The organism is Microbacterium sp. (assembly GCF_035556355.1).
Lineage (GTDB): Bacteria > Actinomycetota > Actinomycetes > Actinomycetales > Microbacteriaceae > Microbacterium.
Genome location: NZ_DATMFG010000008.1, coordinates 59,134 through 77,944 on the forward strand (window position 1 = coordinate 59,134; position 18,811 = coordinate 77,944).

The 18,811-nt window shown below is 69.8% G+C and carries 18 protein-coding genes; 17 read left to right on the forward strand and 1 reads right to left on the reverse strand.

Going from position 1 to position 18,811, the window contains the following annotated elements:
- Position 1 precedes the first annotated feature (1 nt).
- From VNR19_RS01510 to VNR19_RS01590, 17 genes are all read left to right on the forward strand, one after another.
- The gene (locus VNR19_RS01510) at positions 2-1,786 is read left to right on the forward strand and encodes a peptidoglycan D,D-transpeptidase FtsI family protein (protein ID WP_325723210.1); all 1,785 of its coding nucleotides are present in this window, start codon (positions 2-4) and stop codon (positions 1,784-1,786) included.
- Positions 1,787-1,807: 21 nt separating this feature from the next.
- Complete coding sequence (locus VNR19_RS01515; protein WP_325723212.1) at positions 1,808-3,220, forward strand: UDP-N-acetylmuramoyl-tripeptide--D-alanyl-D-alanine ligase; 1,413 nt, start codon at positions 1,808-1,810, stop codon at positions 3,218-3,220.
- Complete coding sequence (gene mraY, locus VNR19_RS01520; RefSeq protein WP_325723214.1) at positions 3,217-4,329, forward strand: phospho-N-acetylmuramoyl-pentapeptide-transferase; 1,113 nt, start codon at positions 3,217-3,219, stop codon at positions 4,327-4,329. The genes VNR19_RS01515 and mraY overlap by 4 nt, the downstream gene beginning before the upstream one ends.
- A complete protein-coding gene (murD, locus tag VNR19_RS01525; protein ID WP_325723216.1) occupies positions 4,326-5,861 on the forward strand; it encodes a UDP-N-acetylmuramoyl-L-alanine--D-glutamate ligase in 1,536 nt (511 codons plus the stop codon). Before mraY ends, murD begins: the two co-directional genes overlap by 4 nt.
- Positions 5,821-7,086: a putative lipid II flippase FtsW gene (ftsW, locus tag VNR19_RS01530; protein WP_325723218.1), complete on the forward strand. Its 1,266-nt coding sequence runs from the start codon at positions 5,821-5,823 to the stop codon at positions 7,084-7,086. The genes murD and ftsW overlap by 41 nt, the downstream gene beginning before the upstream one ends.
- A gap of 139 nt (positions 7,087-7,225) precedes the next feature.
- Positions 7,226-8,320, forward strand: coding sequence for a UDP-N-acetylglucosamine--N-acetylmuramyl-(pentapeptide) pyrophosphoryl-undecaprenol N-acetylglucosamine transferase (locus tag VNR19_RS01535; RefSeq protein ID WP_325723220.1), 1,095 nt, complete (start codon positions 7,226-7,228; stop codon positions 8,318-8,320).
- 66 nt (positions 8,321-8,386) lie between these two features.
- On the forward strand, positions 8,387-9,805 hold the full coding sequence (gene murC / locus VNR19_RS01540) for a UDP-N-acetylmuramate--L-alanine ligase (RefSeq protein WP_325723222.1): 1,419 nt from the start codon (positions 8,387-8,389) through the stop codon (positions 9,803-9,805).
- A 6-nt stretch (positions 9,806-9,811) separates the two neighbouring features.
- Positions 9,812-10,795, forward strand: coding sequence for an FtsQ-type POTRA domain-containing protein (locus VNR19_RS01545; protein ID WP_325723224.1), 984 nt, complete (start codon positions 9,812-9,814; stop codon positions 10,793-10,795).
- Between the two features lie 197 nt (positions 10,796-10,992).
- On the forward strand, positions 10,993-12,147 hold the full coding sequence (ftsZ, locus tag VNR19_RS01550; RefSeq protein WP_325723226.1) for a cell division protein FtsZ: 1,155 nt from the start codon (positions 10,993-10,995) through the stop codon (positions 12,145-12,147).
- 26 nt (positions 12,148-12,173) lie between these two features.
- The gene (locus VNR19_RS01555) at positions 12,174-12,857 is read left to right on the forward strand and encodes a YggS family pyridoxal phosphate-dependent enzyme (RefSeq protein WP_325723228.1); all 684 of its coding nucleotides are present in this window, start codon (positions 12,174-12,176) and stop codon (positions 12,855-12,857) included.
- Between the two features lie 38 nt (positions 12,858-12,895).
- Positions 12,896-13,354: a cell division protein SepF gene (locus VNR19_RS01560; RefSeq protein WP_325723230.1), complete on the forward strand. Its 459-nt coding sequence runs from the start codon at positions 12,896-12,898 to the stop codon at positions 13,352-13,354.
- Between the two features lie 3 nt (positions 13,355-13,357).
- Positions 13,358-13,657, forward strand: coding sequence for a YggT family protein (locus VNR19_RS01565; RefSeq protein WP_325723232.1), 300 nt, complete (start codon positions 13,358-13,360; stop codon positions 13,655-13,657).
- A gap of 160 nt (positions 13,658-13,817) precedes the next feature.
- Positions 13,818-14,387, forward strand: coding sequence for a DivIVA domain-containing protein (locus tag VNR19_RS01570; RefSeq protein WP_325723234.1), 570 nt, complete (start codon positions 13,818-13,820; stop codon positions 14,385-14,387).
- 9 nt (positions 14,388-14,396) lie between these two features.
- Positions 14,397-15,014, forward strand: coding sequence for a signal peptidase II (gene lspA / locus VNR19_RS01575; RefSeq protein ID WP_325723236.1), 618 nt, complete (start codon positions 14,397-14,399; stop codon positions 15,012-15,014).
- Position 15,015: 1 nt separating this feature from the next.
- Positions 15,016-15,936, forward strand: a complete 921-nt coding sequence (locus tag VNR19_RS01580) for an RluA family pseudouridine synthase (RefSeq protein ID WP_325723238.1) — start codon at positions 15,016-15,018, stop codon at positions 15,934-15,936.
- A gap of 32 nt (positions 15,937-15,968) precedes the next feature.
- Positions 15,969-16,541 (forward strand): GNAT family N-acetyltransferase, encoded by a 573-nt coding sequence (locus tag VNR19_RS01585; protein WP_325723240.1) that lies wholly within the window; start codon positions 15,969-15,971, stop codon positions 16,539-16,541.
- Positions 16,538-16,987 carry a hypothetical protein gene (locus tag VNR19_RS01590; RefSeq protein ID WP_325723242.1) on the forward strand — a complete coding sequence of 150 codons (450 nt, stop codon included), beginning with the start codon at positions 16,538-16,540 and terminating at the stop codon, positions 16,985-16,987. Before VNR19_RS01585 ends, VNR19_RS01590 begins: the two co-directional genes overlap by 4 nt.
- A 74-nt stretch (positions 16,988-17,061) precedes the next feature.
- On the opposite strand, the gene VNR19_RS01595 is transcribed toward VNR19_RS01590, so the two are convergent.
- A complete protein-coding gene (locus VNR19_RS01595) occupies positions 17,062-18,597 on the reverse strand; it encodes an alpha/beta hydrolase-fold protein (protein WP_325723244.1) in 1,536 nt (511 codons plus the stop codon).
- Positions 18,598-18,811: the final 214 nt, after the last annotated feature.

Here is an 18,811-nt window from a genome sequence, read left to right on the forward strand (position 1 = left end):
CATGACGACGAAAGCCACACGCAGCCCGCGCCGGCGGACCGTCGTCGCACTCGCCGTCGTCCTCGCCGTGCTCGCCGGGTTCATCGTGCGCCTGGTCGACATCCAGGTCGTGAACGCCGACGACCACATCGCCGACTCGATGGACCGCGCGCTCGCAGGCGCGCGCACGCTGTACGGCGAGCGCGGATCGATCGTGGACGCGACGGGACAGCCGCTCGCGGGGAGCATCATGCTCTACGACGCGCAGCTCGACCCGTCGAACGTGCGCACGATCAAGCGAAAGGACGCCGACGGCAACACCGTCGAGATCACGTGGGAGCAGTCCTCCGCGCAGATCGCCGAGATCACGGGGCAGACCCCCGAAGAGGTGCGCAAGGTCGTCGAGGACGCGCTCGCCGAGAACCCGAACTCGCAGTACGCGCGCCTCGCGAAGGGGCTCACGACGGAGCAGTACCGCAAGCTCGCCGACCTCGGCATCCCGTTCCTGTACTTCGACCCGCACCCCGCCCGGGCGTATCCGGACGGCGCCGTCGCCGGCAACCTCGTCGGGTTCGTCGGTCTCGACGGCGACCCGCTCGCGGGCCTCGAGCTCAGCGAGGACGACTGCCTGTCCGCACACGACGGCCGCGTGACGTATCAGCGCGGGGCGGACGGGGTCGTCATCCCCGGCACGGAGAAGCGAGAGGACGCCGTCGACGGCGGGACGCTGCAGCTCACGATCAACCGCGATCTGCAGTGGTTCCTGCAGCAGCTCATCGCCGAGCAGGTGCAGGACATGGGCGCGCAGAGCGGCTCGATCATGGTGGCCGAGGTCGAGACGGGCAAGATCCGCGCGATCGCCGAGTACCCGACGGTCGACCCGAACGACGTCGACGCGTCACCGGAGGCCGACCGCGGCAGCCGCGCATTCGTGAACTGGTTCGAGCCGGGCTCGACGTTCAAGTCGCTCACCGCCGCGACCGTCATCGACGCGGGCGGGCAGTCGCCGCTTTCGACCGTCATCGCGTCGAGCGACGAGCGCTTCCCGAACGGCGCGCGCGTCCGCGACGCGTTCGCGCACCCGGCCTACGAGTACACCCTCGCGGGCGTGCTCATCGACTCGTCGAACGCGGGCATCTCCAAGTTCAGCGAGAAGGTCGACCCGCAGACCCGGTACGAGTACCTGAAGAAGTTCGGCATCGGCGAGGGCAGCGCCGTCGGTTTCGCGGGAGAGCAGCACGGCCTGCTGCGCCCCGCGTCGGAGTGGGACCGGCAGACGGTCTACAACACGTCGTACGGCCAGGGTGTGACGACGACCCTGCCGGAGCTGGTCGGGGCGTACGCGGGGCTGGTGAACGACGGCATCCGGATGCCCCTCTCGATCGTCGAGTCGTGCACGAAGGCCGACGGGACCGTCGTGGAGCCCGAGCTTCCCGCGCCGACGCAGGTCGTGAGCGAGCAGACGTCCGCTCAGATGCGGACGATCCTCGAGAACGTCGCGCTCCAGGCGAACTACGCGAGGCAGGTCGAGATCCCGGGCTACCGGATCGGCGTCAAGACGGGAACGGGTGAGAAGTCCGACGGGAACGGTCGCTACAAGGCGGGCTCGTACTTCACGACGATGATCGGGTTCGCCCCGGCCGACGATCCCCAGTTCGTCGTCGCGGTCACCCTCGACGAGCCCACCAGGATAAAGTCGTCTGGTGCCAACGCCCCCGCTTTCCAGAAGGCGATGACACAGGTGCTGAAGACGTACCGTGTGATGCCGGCGACGGAGGCAGCCGAGGTGCTCCCGAAGTTCGGGTGAGCGTCCGCATCCGGAGAAGACATGATCAGCCTGACCCTCGACGAGCTTGCCCGCGCCGTCTCGGGGACCCTTCGATTCGCCGAAGGCGACACCGCCGAAACCACCGTCTCAGGGACGGTCGACACCGATTCGAGGCTCATCGAGCCCGGCGACATCTTCGTCGCCAAGCCCGGTGAGACCACAGACGGACACCTGTTCGTCGGCGCCGCCGTCGAGCGCGGCGCCGTGCTCGCGATCGTCGAGCACGAGGTCGACGTCCCCGTGTCCCAGGTGATCGTCGCGGACGCCGTGGCGGCGCTCGCCGACCTCGCACGCGAGGTCGTGGCGCGGGTGCGCGCCGGCGGCGACATGCGGGTCGTCGGCATCACCGGCTCGAACGGCAAGACGACGACGAAGAACATGCTCGCGCGCATCCTGCAGGACGAGGGCGAGACCGTCGCGCCGCGAGCGTCGTTCAACAACGAGGTCGGGGCGCCGCTGACGATGCTGCGCGTCACGCACGACACGAAGTTCCTCGTGAACGAGTTCGGTGCGAGCGCGCCCGGTGAGATCGCACGGCTCGCGGGTCTCGTCGAGCCCGATGTCGCGGTCGTGCTGATGGTCGGCCTCGCGCACGCCGGCGGGTTCGGCGGCATCGAGACGACGGTCGAGGCGAAGTCCGAGCTCGTGCGGGCGATGCGCCCGGGCGGTATCGCGGTGCTCAACGCCGACGACGCGCGCGTCGCGGGCATGGCGCCGATCGCAGCCGAGAAAGGCGCGCGCGTGCGCTGGTTCGGCCGCGGCGAGGCCGCCGATGTGCGCGCCCAGGACGTCGAGGTGACGCCCGACGGCACGCGCTCGACCGTCGTGGTCGACGGCGAGCGGCATGAGCTGCGGCTCAAGGTGCTCGGCGAGCACCACGTCATGAACGCGCTCGCCGCGATCGCGACCGCGACGGCGCTCGGGGTCTCGCCGGCCGACAGCGTCGCGCGGCTCGAGACGCTCGAGCTCGCCGAGCGCTGGCGCATGCAGCCGCTCGGCTCGGACCGCGTGCGCATCATCAACGACGCCTACAACGCGAGCCCGGACTCTATGGCGGCGGCCCTGCGCACGCTCGCGCAGATCACGCGACCCGGCGAGCGCATGGTCGCGGTCCTCGGCGCGATGAGCGAGCTGGGCGAGTTCGCAGGGGAGGAGCACGACCGCATCGGCGAGCTCGCCGTGCGGCTGCGGATCCCGCGCATCGTGATCGTCGGTCCAGAGGCGCGGCGCATGTACCTCGCCGCGGTCGGTGAGGGGTCGTGGTCCGACGAGGCCGTCTTCTTCGAGACCGCCGACGAGGCGTACGACTACCTCATGGGCGAGCTGCGCGACGGCGATCGCGTCCTGGTGAAGTCGTCGAACTCGGCGGGCCTCCGGTTCCTGGGCGATCGTCTGGGAGAATCGTTCTCGTGAGATCACTCCTGACAGCGGCGGCGATCTCGCTCGCGTTCACGCTCTTCCTGACGCCCGTGTTCCTGCGGCTGTTCCGCAAGTGGGGCTGGGGCCAGGTCATCCGCACCCCCGAAGACATCCACAACCCGAGCCACGGCGCCAAGCGCGGCACGCCCACCATGGGCGGCACGATCTTCATCGTCGGGACGATCGTCGGATACCTCGTCGGCGGTTACACGGGCAACAACCCGCCCACCATCTCGGGTCTGCTCGTCCTGTGGATGATGGTCGGCTTCGGCGTCGTCGGCTTCATCGACGACTTCATGAAGGTGCGCCGCCAGCGCAGCCTCGGCCTGACCGGCTGGCGCAAGATCGTGGGCCAAGTGCTCGTCGCGGTGCCGTTCGCGGTCACGGCGCTGAACTTCCCGAGCCCGATGGGCCAGACCCCCGCGTCGCCGTACGTGTCGCTGTTCCGCGACATCCCCGTTCTCTCGTTCATGGCCCTCGGCGCCGTCGCCGGTTGGATCCTCTACACGCTGTGGATCACGTTCATCGGCGTCGCCTTCTCGAACGGCGTCAACGTCACCGACGGACTCGACGGCCTCGCCGCGGGCGCGTCGATCTTCGTCGTCGGCGCGTACAGCCTCATCGCGTTCTGGCAGTTCAACCAGGCCTGCTGGGGCGGCGAGACGCTGAACGACGCGGTGCGCGACGCCTGTTACCAGACCCGCGATCCGTTCGACCTCGCGATCGTGTCGGCGTCGTTCGTGGGCGCGATGCTCGGCTTCCTGTGGTGGAACGCTCCGAAGGCCAAGGTCTTCATGGGCGACGTCGGCTCGATGGCGATCGGCGGCGTCATCGCCGCGATGTGCATCCTGACGCGCACCGAGCTGCTCTCGGTGCTCGTCGCCGGCGTCTACGTGATCGCGCCCGGGTCGGTCGTGCTCCAGCGGCTGTACTTCAAGCTGACGCGCGGCAAGCGCCTGTTCCTCATGAGCCCGCTGCATCACCACCTCGAGATGCGCGGATGGCCCGAGATCACGATCGTCGTGCGCATGTGGATCATCGCGGGCATGCTCGCGATCGCCGGTATCGGACTCTTCTACGTCGAATGGCTCACGCGCACATGAGCCGTCTCGACGAGCTCACGAGCTGGCACGCCGATTGGAAGGGCCTCCGCGCCGCCGTGCTCGGGATGTCGGTGACCGGCTTCTCGGTCGCCGACACCCTCGCCGAGCTGGGCGCCGAGGTGCTTGTCGTGTCCGAGTCGGCCGACGAGGAGTACGCGCGGCTGCTGCCCGTCATCGGCGCGCGGTCGTCGATCGGCCCGCTCGACCCCGTGCCGGCCGACCTCATCGACTTCGCCCCCGAGGTGATCGTCGCCTCGCCGGGGTTCGCGCCGCGGCATCCGGTCATCGCCTGGGCGCAGGAGAGGGGCATCGCCCTGTGGGGCGACATCGAGCTGGCGTGGCGCGTGCGCGACAAGGTCGTACGGCCGGACGGCACTCCGGCCGACTGGGTGCTCGTGACCGGCACCAACGGCAAGACGACGACGACCCGGCTGACCGCGACGATGCTCGTGGCGGGCGGACTCCGGGCGGCCCCCGTCGGCAACATCGGCACGCCGGTGCTCGACGCGGTGCGCGACCCGTCGGGCTTCGACGCACTCGTGGTCGAGCTGTCGAGCCACCAGCTGTGGTACCTCGGGCTGCAGAGCGGCCCCGACCCTGTGTCGCCGCACGCGGCGGTGTGCCTCAACCTCGCCGACGACCACCTCGAATGGCACGGCACGTTCGAGTCGTACCGTGACGCGAAGGCGCACGTGTACGACAACACGCGCGTCGCATGCGTCTACAACAAGGCGGACGAGGCGACGCGCCGCATGGTCGAGGACGCCGACGTCGTCGAGGGTGCGCGTGCGATCGGCTTCGACCTCGGGGTTCCCGGCCCGAGCGACATGGGCGTGATCGAGGGGATCCTCGTCGACCGCGCCTTCCTCGAGGACCGCCGCACGAGTGCGCTCGAGCTGACCACGGTCGCGGAACTCGCAGAGGACGGCCTCTCGGCACCGCACGTAGTCGCGAACATCCTCGCGGCGGCCGCCCTGGCCCGTTCGCTCGACGTGCCGCCGTCCGCCGTGCGCGATGCCCTGCGCACGTTCCGCCTCGACCCGCACCGCATCGAGGTGGTCGCGGTGACGGACGGCGTCACGTGGGTCGACGACTCCAAGGCGACCAACCCGCACGCGGCGGCGTCGTCGCTCGCGGCGTACCCGGGGGCGGTGTGGATCGTGGGCGGACTGCTCAAGGGCGTCGACATCTCGGCGCTCGTCGCCGAGCGCGGGGCATCGGTCAAAGCCGCCATCGTGATCGGCGTCGACCGCACCGACGTGGTCTCGGCGTTCGCGCGACACGCGCCCGACGTGCCGGTCATCGAGGTCGACGACACCGAGACTAAGGATGTCATGTCGCGGGTGGTCGAGCTCGCGGCCGAGGTGGCACAGGACGGCGATGTCGTCCTGCTCGCTCCGGCCGCCGCATCGTTCGATCAGTTCGCGTCGTACGCGGACCGAGGACGCCGGTTCGCGGAAGCGGTGAGGACCAGGACCGGAGGGGGCGACGGTGAGCACGACGCAGACCCGCCCCCCGGCGACGACGCCTGAGGCGAAGCCGCGCAAGGGCCTCGCCGCCCGCATCTCGCTCGGCCGCGTGTTCGCGCCGGTGCCGAGCGAGTTCCTGCTCATCTCGTCGACCGCGCTGCTGCTGACGATCTTCGGGCTCGTGATGGTGCTGTCGGCGACGTCGGCGACCTCCGCGGCATCCGGTGCCGAGCCGTACGACGCCGTGCTCAAGCAGCTCATGTTCGCCGCGATCGGCGTGCCGCTCATGTTCGTCGCGAGCCGGTTCCCGATCGCCTTCTGGAAGCGCATCGCGTGGATCGCGCTCATCTTCGCGACCATCTTCCAACTGCTCGTGTTCACGCCGCTGGGCGTCGAGGCGTACGGAAACCGCAACTGGATCCAGATCGCGGGCGTGCAGGCGCAGCCGTCGGAGTTCCTGAAGCTCGCGCTCGCGCTGTGGGTCGGATACGTGCTGTTCCGCAAGAGGACGCTGCTCGGGCTCTGGCGGCACGTGTTCATCCCGCTCGTGCCGGTGGCGATCCTCGTGATCGGCACCGTCATGGCCGGCGACGATCTCGGCACGGCGATGATCCTCGTGCTGATCGTGCTCGGCGCGCTCTTCTTCTCGGGCGTCAAGCTGCGGATCTTCGTGCTGCCCGCGATCGCCGCCGGTCTCGCGGTCGCGTATCTCGCGGTCACGAGCCCCGACCGCGTGCGCCGCTTCATGAGCTTCCTCAACCCGGACTGCCTCGGCGACTACTACAACGACTGCTACCAGCCCCTGCACGGAATCTGGGGGCTCGCCGGCGGCGGCATCTTCGGCCTCGGCCTCGGCAACTCCCGCGAGAAGTACGACTGGCTCCCCGCCGCGGCGAACGATTACATCTTCGCGATCGTGGGCGAGGAGCTCGGGCTCATCGGATGCGCCGTCGTGCTCGCCCTGTTCGCCCTCTACGCGGTCGGCGCGTTCCACGTCATCCGCAAGACCGACGACCCGTTCGTGCGGATCGTCTCGGGCGGAATCACGGTGTGGATCGTCGGCCAGGCGCTCATCAACATCGGCGTCGTGCTGCGGGTCTTCCCGGTGCTCGGCGTTCCGCTGCCGTTCATGTCGCAGGGCGGCACGTCGCTGCTGTCGGTGCTCATCGCGTCCGGCGTGCTGCTCTCGTTCGCGCGGTCGCTCCCGGCCAAGCGAGTCGCGTCGGGCTCGGCAGCGGCGCGTCGCCGTGCACCGCGGTCCGCCGCGCGAGCGTCCGAGATCAGGTGATCCGGCCGGCTCAGGACCTTCGCCCACGCACTTTCCTGACTGCGCCGGATGTCCTGAACCGGTGAAGCGGGAGCCGAGCGCGCGGCGCCGGTGGGGAGAGACGGATGCTCCGGCGACCGCGTCTGGGAGAATCGGACGGATGACCACGTACCTGCTCGCCGGTGGGGGAACCGCCGGACACGTCAATCCGCTGCTCGCCGTCGCGGACGCCCTCCGCGAGCGTGACGCCGAGGCCGACGTGCTCGTGCTCGGCACGCGCGAGGGGCTCGAGGCGCGTCTCGTGCCCGAGCGCGGGTACGAGCTGCTCATCGTCGACAAGGTTCCCTTCCCACGGCGGCCCGACCGCGCGGCGGCGGCGTTCCCGTCCCGCTTCGCGCGCGCGATCGCGCAAGTGCGCCGGCACATCCGCGAGCGCGGCGTCGAGATCGTGGTGGGCTTCGGCGGATATGCGTCGGCCCCGGCCTACGTGGCCGCCCGTCGCGAGGGCGTGCCGTACATCGTGCACGAGGCGAACGCCCGTCCGGGCCTTGCGAACCGGCTCGGCGCGCGCGGGGCCGCGGGGGTGGGCGTCGCGTTCGAGGGCACGCCGCTGAAGGGCGCGCAGGTCGTGGGGATGCCGCTGAGGCGCGAGATCGTCGACCTCGACCGTGCGGCGCTGCGCGACGAGGCGGCCGATCACTTCAGCCTCGATCCCGAGAAGCCGACGCTCCTCGTCTTCGGCGGCTCGCTCGGCGCCCAGCGACTCAACGAGGCATTCGGCGAAGGACACGGCGCAGCGTGGAAGGACGTGCTCGCCGCAGGGTGGCAGCTCCTCCACGTGACGGGCGAGCGCTCCGACCTCGCCGACCCCGGTGTGCCGGGATACTGCGTGCGCCGCTACGTCGACCGCATGGACCTCGCCTTCGCGATGGCCGACCTCATCGTGTCGCGCGCAGGCGCCGCGACCGTGAGCGAGATCAGCGCCCTCGGCATCCCCGCGGTGTACGTGCCGTACGCGGTCGGCAACGGCGAGCAGGTGCTCAACGCGTCCTCGGCGGTGCGCGCCGGCGCGGCGCGGCTCATCCTCGACGTGGAGTTCACGGGCGAGCGCGTGCGGTCCGAGGTCGTGCCGCTGCTCGCGAACGAGGCCGCGCGCGACGCGATGCGGGCGGCCTCGGCATCCGTCGGCACGCGTGCGGGCACCGACAACGTCGTCGCGTTGATCGACGGAGCGCTCGCGCGGCGCCGAGCCTGAGCGGGACCCGGGAGCGGCGTGTGCGGAGGCCGTCCGCACCGGCGCCCAACCTAAGATTGACGGGTCATGATCAGACCCGACCTGAGCCTTCCCATCCCCGAGACGATCGAGTCCGCCCACTTCATCGGGATCGGAGGCTCGGGCATGTCCGGGCTCGCCGGCATGTTCCTCGACCGGGGCATCCGCGTGTCGGGTTCCGACCGCGCCGACAGCGCGGCCCTGCAGGCGCTGGCCGCCCGCGGAGCGCGCGTACACGTGGGGCACGACGCGGCGAATCTCGCCGACGACGTCGACACCGTCGTGCACACGGGTGCGATCTGGCCCGAGAACCCCGAGTACGTGCTCGCGAAGGAGCGCGGACTGCACGTCATCCACCGCTCGCAGGCGCTGTACTGGCTGATCGGCGGACGCCGGCTCGTCTCGGTCGCGGGCGCGCACGGGAAGACGACGTCGACCGGCATGATCGTCGTAGCGCTCGAGGCGCTCGGTGGCGACCCGACGTTCGTGAACGGCGGCGTCATCGCGCAGCTCGGAGTCTCGAGCCGCACGGGCGCCGACGAGCTCTTCGTGATCGAAGCCGACGAGTCCGACGGAACGTTCCTGCTGTACGACACCTCCATCGCGCTCATCACGAACGTCGACCCCGACCACCTCGACCACTACGGAACACGCGACGCGTTCGACGAGGCGTTCGCGCGCTTCGCGAACGAGGCGCGCGAGGCGGTCGTCATCTCGGCAGACGACCCCGGGGCCCGGAGCGTCGCCGCGCGGGTCTCGCACGAGAACGTCGTCACGTTCGGCGAGTCCGAGGGCGCCGATGTGCGGGTCACCGGCATCCGCACCGACGGCCCCGTGTCGTTCACGATCGAGCACGACGGCGTCTCGGTCGACGCGAACCTCGCCATCCCCGGCGCGCACAATGCGATCAACGCGGCCGGAGCGGTTGCGGTGCTCCTCACCCTCGGCCATGAGCTCGAGCCCGCCGTGCGCGCGGTCGAGCGCTTCGAGGGCACGATCCGCCGCTTCGAGCTCCACGGCGTCGAGCGTGGTGTGAGCGTGTACGACGACTACGCGCATCACCCGACCGAGGTCGCTGCGGCGCTCGCGGCCGCGCGCACCGTGATCGGCGACGGACGCATCATCGCGATCCAGCAGCCGCACACGTACTCGCGCACCCAGGAGATGTACCGCGAGTTCGCCGAGGTGCTCGAGACGTACGCCGACCACACCGTGATGCTCGATGTGTACGGAGCGCGCGAGGATCCGGTTCCCGGCGTCACCGGCGAGCTCGTGAGCGGTGCCTTCTCCGACCCGTCGCGCGTGCACTACGTGCCCGACTGGCAGGAGGCCGCCGAGTACACGGCATCCGTCGCGCGCGAGGGCGACTACGTCATCACCCTCGGGTGCGGCAACGTCTACCTGATCATCCCGCAGGTGCTCGAAGCGCTGGCGAAGTCGGGTCCCGCCGAGGGATCAGGGGAGTAGTCCCGGATGCGCCGGCCGACGCCACTGCCGCCTCCGCCGGCCGGAGCGCGGGCGGATGACCCGGCCCGCCGCACGGCAGAGCCCGCCGGTCCCGCGGCGCCCGACGTCACGGACGACCCGGATGCCGTCGCACCGGTCATCCCGCTGACCGCGCGTCCGGGCGAGGCCCCCGACCTGCTGCCGGGGATGGACGGCGCCGCGAAGGATCCGGATGCTCCCGCCGAGCCCGTGGGCCTGCGTGACGTCTGGCGCGCGTCGCGCGCGCGGCGCAAGGCCCTGCGCTCCGAGATCCGGCGCTTCACGGCGCGCCAACGGCGCCGCCGGCTCACATGGCTCGGCGTCGCCGCAGCGCTCGTGCTCCTCGTGCTCGGCACCCTCGGCGCCGCGTACAGCCCTCTGTTCGCGGTCGAGCGGTTCCGGGTCGTCGGTGCCGAGCAGCTCGACGCGGCCGCTGTCGAGCAGGCTCTCGCAGGTCAGCTCGGCACTCCGCTGCCGCTCATCGACGAGAGCGAGGTCAAGGCGGCTCTGGTCGCGTTCCCGCTCGTCGAGTCGTACCGGCTCGAGGCCCGTCCGCCGCATGAGCTCGTCGTGCGGATCGTGGAGCGCACACCCATCGGGCTCATCGAGACGCGCGCGGGGTACACGCTCGTCGACGCGGCGGGGGTCGCGCTGTCGACGACCGAGACGCCGGCGCCCGGTCGTCCGATCCTCGGTGTGCAGGGCGGCGTCCGCTCGGGCGCGTTCGAGTCGGTCGGGCAGGTGATCCGCTCGCTTCCGGACGACATCCGCTCGCTCGTGACGGGTGTCACGGCGTCGACGCCCGACGACGTGACACTGATCCTGGGCGGGACCAACACGCAGGTGGTGTGGGGGAGCGCCGAAGACTCCGCGATGAAGGCGCTCGTGCTGCAGACGATGATGAAGCAGCGTCCGCCCGAGTCGGTGAGCGCGTACGACGTGTCGTCGCCCGGTTCGATCGTCGTCCGCTGAGTCCTCGGTCGGCGCTCGTCCGGCGTCCGCTCGGCCGCGCGTCGGGGAGTTTCGACGCGGGTGCCGCGACACGCCCAAGCGGTTCCGGGTCGGGGCGTGGCCTCCGCTTACCTTCGATCAAAGGAATTGCATACTGGGCAATACTTTATACCTCTACTAGAGGTTGAAGGTTTGGTTCGCACGATTCGGAGGCCGGCATGAGCCAGAACCAGAACTACCTCGCCGTCATAAAGGTGGTCGGCGTCGGTGGCGGAGGCGTCAACGCCGTCAATCGCATGATCGAGCTCGGGCTGCGGGGCGTCGAGTTCATCGCGATCAACACCGACGCGCAGGCGCTGCTGATGAGCGATGCCGACGTCAAGCTCGATGTCGGTCGAGAGCTCACCCGCGGACTCGGCGCGGGCGCCGACCCGGAAGTCGGTCGCCGCGCGGCCGAGGACCACGCCGAGGAGATCGAGGAGTCGCTGCGCGGCGCCGACATGGTCTTCGTCACGGCGGGCGAGGGCGGCGGAACGGGCACGGGCGGTGCTCCCGTCGTCGCGAAGATCGCGAAGTCGATCGGCGCGCTCACGATCGGCGTCGTCACGAAGCCCTTCTCGTTCGAGGGCCGTCGCCGTCAGCAGCAGGCCGAGACGGGCGTCGCGAAGCTGAAGGAAGAGGTCGACACCCTCATCGTCGTGCCGAACGACCGGCTTCTCGAGATCAGCGATCGCGGCATCTCGATGATCGAGGCGTTCGCGACCGCCGACCAGGTGCTCCTCGCCGGTGTCCAGGGCATCACCGACCTCATCACGACGCCGGGTCTCATCAACCTGGACTTCGCCGACGTGAAGTCGGTCATGCAGGGGGCCGGCTCCGCGCTCATGGGCATCGGCTCGGCACGGGGAGCGGATCGCGCGATCAAGGCAGCGGAGCTGGCGGTCGAGTCGCCCCTGCTCGAAGCGTCCATCGAAGGTGCGCACGGCGTGCTGCTGTCGATCCAGGGCGGATCGAACCTCGGCATCTTCGAGATCAACGACGCCGCTCAGCTCGTGAAGGAAGCGGCACACCCCGAGGCGAACATCATCTTCGGAACGGTCATCGACGACACGCTCGGCGACGAAGTGCGCGTCACCGTGATCGCGGCCGGATTCGACGGCGGTGAACCCTCCGCCCGGATCGAACCGATCTCGAGCCTGCGCTCGACGCCCGTGACGGCGACGCCCGTGCTGCCGGACGTCGCGCCCGAGGACGCCGCCAAGGCGCGGGCGAGCGACCAGTCCGAGCCGGTGTCGGTCGGAGCGAGCGTCGCGTCGGAGCCGAGCCACGACTCGTTCGACGACGACCTCGACATCCCCGACTTCCTGAAGTAGCCCTTCGACGGGCTCAGGAACCGACGGTGGATCTCGCCTCTCGCCTCGCCGAGGTCGACGCGCGGATCGCCGACGCCGCCCGGGCCGCAGGACGCGACCCCGCCGAGCTCACGCGCATCGTCGTGACGAAGTTTCATCCGGCCTCCCTCGTGGAACAGCTCTACGACCTCGGCGTGCGCGACGTCGGCGAGAACCGCCAGCAGGAGCTCACCGACAAGCGGGCCCGCGTGCGCGACCTCCCGGGGCTCACCTGGCACTTCATCGGCCAGGCGCAGACGAACAAGGCGAAGGCGATCCGGGCGGCGGCATCCGTCGTCCACTCGGTGGACCGCCCCCGCCTCGCCGACGCCCTCGACGCGGCCGGCGCGGATGGCGCGCCCCCGCTCGACGTCCTCGTGCAGATCAACCTGACCGACGACCCGAAGAGGGGAGGGGTGGCGCCGAGCGACCTTCGATCGCTCGCCGAGCACGTGATCGGATGCCCCACCCTCCGCCTCCGCGGGGTCATGGCCGTCGCCCCCCTCGGCGAGCCCCCCGCGCCCGCGTTCGAGCGGCTGCGCGCGTGCGCAGACCTCGTGCGCGAGCTGGAGCCGTCGGCTACGTGGATGTCCGCCGGGATGACCGGCGACTTCGCCGAAGCGATCGCCGCGGGCGCGACACACCTGCGGATCGGCACAGCAATCACCGGACCGAGGCCGGTGCACGGTTAGCCTCGGAACAGACGAGCAACGCGATGACGGAGGATGCGATGTCCAACCCGCTGAAGAAGACGATGGTGTACCTGGGACTCGCCGATGAGGAAGAGGCCTACGAGGAGCCGACGCCTCAGCCGGCTCAGCGTGCCTCCAAGTCGGTCGAGAAGCCGGCAGCGCCGATCACGCCCATCCATCGGCCCGCGGTCGTGCGGCAGCCGACGGCGAGCGCGATCTCCGAGATCCTGACCGTCCACCCGAAGCAGTACCGCGACGCGCAGGTGATCGCCGAGAACTTCCGCGACGGCATCCCCGTCATCATCAACCTCTCGCAGATGAGCGACGGCGACGCGCGGCGTCTGATCGACTTCGCCAGCGGCCTCTCGCTCGGCCTCTACGGCCGCATCGAGCGCGTCACGAGCAAGGTGTTCCTGCTGTCGCCCGAGAACGTGGCGGTGTCGGGTGACGGGACCGTCGCGCAGGCGGACCCCGACGCGGTGCCGTTCGCGCCGTAACCTGTGTTCGTAATCGAGATCATCGCCGGGATCCTCAACACACTCCTCCTGATCTACGTCCTCATCCTGCTCGTCCGCCTCGTGCTCGACTGGATCCCGTTCTTCAACCGCGAGTGGCGGCCGAGGGGTGCTGGACTCGTCGTCGCCGAGGTCGTCTACACGATCACGGACCCGCCGATCAAGCTGTTCCGTCGGTTCATCCCGCCGCTGCGGGTCGGCTCCGTGGCGATCGATTTCGCGTTCGCGCTGACGATGCTGCTGTGCTTCATCCTCCTGTCGGTCACGCGCGCGATCGCGGGCTGAGCACGACGGACCCCGACACCTTCTCAGTGGGACACACGGGGGTCGCCCCTTCGACACGCCCATGAGCCGCGGCTATGCTGTCTTGGACAGTGGCGCGTCCCCCGCGGCGGGCCAACACCGACATCGGCCAGCGACCAGTGCGCGCGAAAGAGGAAACACCATGGCATTGACTCCCGATGACGTCGTCACGAAGCAGTTCCAGCACGTCCGGTTCAAGGAGGGCTTCGATCCGGACGAGGTCGACGACTTCCTCGACGAGATCGTCGTGGAGTGGCGCAAGACTCTGGCCGAGAACGAGGAGCTGAAGGCGAAGCTCGCCGCGTACGAGTCGGGTGCCGCCGCCCCCGCCGCGCAGGCTGCCGCTTCCGCGCAGGCTCCCTCGGGTGAGGGCGCTCCGCCCGCCGCCGCGAGCGCCGGCATCATCGAGCTTGCCCAGCGCCTGCACGACGAGCACGTCGCCGAGGGCCGTGCCAAGCGCGACCAGCTCATCGCCGAGGCTCAGGCGCAGGCCGCTTCGATCATCGCCGACGCCGAGGCGCGCGGCCGCGACGAGATCGCCCGCCTCGACAAGGAGCGCACGTCGCTCGAGGCCCGCATCGCCGAGCTGCGCACGTTCGAGCGCGACTACCGCGCCCAGCTCCGCGGCTTCATCGAGGGCAAGCTTCGCGACCTCGAGACCTCGGCCACGGCATCCGGGCCCACGCCGGTTTCGAGCATCGGCGGCCTCTAGGCCGATCCTTTGACGAACCGCCGTCCTCTCAGACCTGCGGCGGCCGGTGCCGTCGTCGCGCTGCTCGCGGCGACGGTACTGGCCGCCGATCAGTTCACGAAGTATCTGGCGATCGAGAACCTGCCTCCGGGTGAGCCCGTCCACGTCCTCGGCGACTTCCTGATCTTCATCCTCACGCGCAACCCCGGCGCCGCATTCTCTCTCGGCGAGGGCGTCACGTGGATCTTCACGATCGCGCTGGCCGCGGTCGCCGTGGTCGTCGTGTGGCTCACGATCACGCGCGTGCGCTCGCGCCTGTGGGCGATCGCACTCGGACTGCTGCTCGGGGGTGTGCTGGGCAACCTCACCGACCGCGTGCTGCGTGAGCCGGGCTTCCCCGTCGGGCACGTCGTCGACTTCATCAACACGCCGTGGATGATGCCGGCGATCTACAACGTCGCCGACATCTTCATCGTCTCGATGATGATCGGCGTCGCGCTGCTCGTGCTCGTCGGGCTCCACCTCGACGGCACTCGCGAGCGCCGCGCGGCATCCGACGACGAAGAGACGGACGATGCGGCGCCCGCCGGCGCCTCCGACCGCGAACTGCCCGACCAGCCGACCGCGGGCGACGCCCCGAGGAACTGACATGGAGTCCCGGAGCCTCCCTGTTCCCGACGGACTCGACGGCGTGCGCGTCGACGCCGCGCTCGCCAAGATGCTCGGCTTCTCGCGCACGTTCGCCGCCGAGGTCGCCGAAGCGGGCGGCGTGACGCTCGACGGGCGGCCGCTCTCGAAGTCCGACAAGCTGCGCGGCGGCTCGTGGCTCGAGGTGACCTGGACCCCGAAAGAGGAGCCGCGCGTCGTGCCCGTGGAGGTGCCCGAACTCGGCATCGTGTACGACGACGACGACATCGTGGTGGTCGACAAGCCGCCCGGCGTCGCAGCGCACCCATCCCTCGGGTGGGAGGGGCCTACGGTGCTCGGGGCGCTCGCGGCGGGCGGCTACCGCATCGCGACGACCGGCGCCGCCGAGCGCCAGGGCATCGTCCACCGGCTCGACGTCGGCACGAGCGGGCTCATGGTGGTCGCGAAGTCGGAGCATGCCTACGCGGCGCTCAAGCGCGCGTTCAAGGAGCGCGAGGTCGACAAGATCTACCACGCGGTGGTGCAGGGGCATCCGGACCCGCTCGTCGGCACGATCGACGCACCCATCGGGCGCCATCCCACGCACTCGTGGAAGTTCGCGGTGACCCCCACGGGCAAGGACTCCGTCACGCACTACGAGACGATCGAGGCGTTCCGGGGTGCGGCGCTCCTCGAGATCGACCTCGAGACGGGGCGCACGCACCAGATCCGCGTTCACATGGCGGCGCACCGGCATCCGTGCGTGGGTGATCCGCTGTACGGCGCCGACCCGACGCTGTCGGCGCGTCTCGGCCTCACGCGGCAGTGGCTGCACGCGCGGCGGCTCGCGTTCACCCACCCGACGACGGGGGAGTGGATGGAGTTCACGTCCGAGTACCCGCCCGATCTCGCGCACGCGCTCGAGGTGCTGCGCGAGGACTGACGAGTGTCGGATGCCTCGGGCAAGGTGGTCCCATGGTGATCGATGTGCGTCCGGCCGAGGTGTTCGACGACGTCGCGACGATCCTCGGCCCCAAGAACCCGGATTCGACTGTCTGCTTCTGCTTGAGCTACCGCATCCCGTCGAAGGAGGCGAAGGAGCTGCGCGGGCCGGCGCGCGCCGAGCGGGTCCGTCGTCTGATGGACGAGGAGGGCCCGATCGGCGTGCTCGCGTACGAGGGCGACGAGGTCGTCGGATGGGCAGCGGTCGCCCCGCGCTCGCGCACCCACTTCGCGACGTTCCGCAAGATCCCCCACATCGACGACCGCGACGTGTGGTGCGTGTGGTGCTTCCGCGTTCGACCAGGCCACCGCAAGAAGGGGATCATGCACTCGCTCCTCGAGGGTGCCGTCCGATTCGCGCGCGACCAGGGCGCTCCGGCGATCGAGGGCTACCCGGTCGACAACGGCTACGCGAAGGTCGACCTCACGATGGCGTACGTCGGCACACGGCGCCTCTTCGAGAAGGCGGGGTTCACGAAGGCGGCCGACACCGAGTCGGTGCTCGCCGGGTTCCCGCGCGCACTGATGCGGAAGGACCTGTCATGAGCGAACTCGCCGAGATCCTTCGCCGCCGTCACGCGGCGGCGAACGCGCTCTACCTCGACCTTCTCGACACGCTCACTCCGGATCTGCTGCGGGCACGGCTCCCCGGTGTGCGATCGAGTCCCGTCTCGAACCAGTTCTGGTGTGTCGTCGGCGGTCGCGAGAGCCACGTGCGAGCCGGGCATGCGGGGTCATGGCAGGGTTTCACGTGTTCTCTCGACGACGACGAAGACCCCGCCACGGTGCGGACGGCTCTCGAACGCACCGCCGCCGAGGTCGCCGCGTGGCTCGATGAGATCGGCTCGGACGACGACCCGGCGTGGCGTTTCGCGGTGAGTCTCCTCGAGCACGAGACGCAGCATCAGGGTCAGCTGATCCGGTACTTCTACGCCGTGCCGCTGCGGATTCCGGAGTCATGGATCGATCGGTACGCGCTCGTACCCGAGTGATTTGCGACTTCGGTCCCCGTGCGTGCGGGCTGCCGGCGGAGAGGCTTCCGCCGACAGCCCGCAGCCGTCGCTGACTACAGCCAGTACCCGACGTTGAAGAGGACCTTCTCCGCGGTCGGAAGGATGCCGGCCGCCTCATCGGCGGTCAGCTTGCCGTTCGCCTGGAACGAGATCACCTGGTTGACGAAGCCGTCGAGGACGTCGATCGCCTCGGCGTTCTTGCCCTTCGCGATGAGCTTCAGCGCCTGGTCGAGCTTGACCGTCAGAGCGTTCTTGTTGCCCTTGTTGAGGGTCGTGCTCGCGACTGCATCCTTGAGGTCGCCGAACTCATCGGCCAGGAACGCCTCCGGGTGCCAGAGGTAGTCACGCGCGAAGATCGTGAACAGCTGGTTCCAGGTGTTGAAGTCGTGCGCACCCGAGACCAGGACGTTCTCGACCACCGCGTTGGTCCGCAGCTCGACTTGAGCGGGGTTCGGCCGGCCGAAGTCCCACGCTCCGCCGCCCACCATGATGTACGGCGCGGCCAGGTTGGGGACCGTGTTCGGGAACCCGACGTCCCTGCTCCACGGACCGAAGTAGCCGAACAGAGTCGGGTCATAGGTGATCAGCGCGTTCGTGACCCCCGCGCCCTGCGACAGACCGGCGAACGCGCGGTCGATCGGCCTCGTCGAGACGTTGTAGTTCTCCTCGACGAACGGGATGACGACATCCCGCAGGACGGGGTGCCCCTGGTCGGCCGGGCCGAGGTACGTCGTGTTGGTGGTGACGATGACGGCGGGCTCCGTGAGGCCGTCGGCCAGCAGGTTGTCCATGATCACCGGTGCGTCGCCGATGTTCAGCCAGTCGGACTGGTCCTGCCCGCTGCCGTGCTGGAGGTAGATCGTCTTGTACGGCTCAGCGCGGTCGGCGTCGTACCCCGGAGGCAGGTAGACGCCGATCGTGCGCGTCGTGCCGTTGATGTCGATCGGCACGTAGCCCCACGTCCCCTTGGCGGTGTCGGGGCGCTCGTTCTCGATCTCACGGGCCGCCAGCGGCGCGTAGTTCTGCTTGACCGGGTCGTACGGCACGTACACCTTGTTGAACGCGCGGCGTGCGGTGCCGGTCAGCCCGTCCGGGGCGTAGATCGGCGGGTTCGCCGGGTCGGCCACCCACAGGCTCGTGTTGTCGTTCACGTAGAACCAGTACTGATTGACGCCCGCGGCGAGCGGCACGTCGGTGACCCAGTACCCGTCGCCGACGTCGGTCATCTGGACGTCGTACGCACCGCCGCCGCGCATGAGGCCCGGCCGGTACTGCGAAGGCTGGTACACGGTCGGATCGCTCAGATCCTCCCAGTTGCGCAGCATGATGTCGGCGACGAAGCGGACGCTCGTGGCATCCGGGTCGTAGTACACGAAATGACCCGTGTAGCCGGTGGGCGAGCTCGCGTCCTCGACGACGGTCGGGCCGGGGGTGAGGTCGACCTCGTCCGCGCCGGCGACGGAGGGCGCCATGCCCAGCACCATCGCCGAGGCGAGCGCGACTCCGGCCGCGAGCCGAGGGAGACGAGCCCGCGCGGCATGATCGCCGCCGTCGCCTCCCGTCGCCCTGATGAGTTGACGGACTCTCATAACCATTCCTCCCTGAAGGGTCACGGGGCTGGGGCACCCCTCTCTCTGCGGTCAGGGTATTGGGCATTTACCACGTTGTAAATGATCTCTTTACGACGTTGTAAAGAATCCGCTGGATCGCCGCGAATCCCTCAGGTTCGAGTCGAAGGTGAAGCGAGCTCGGCACGCGAATCGGCGGATGCCGCGTGCGCCGGCCTGTCGTGTCCGAGCCGCT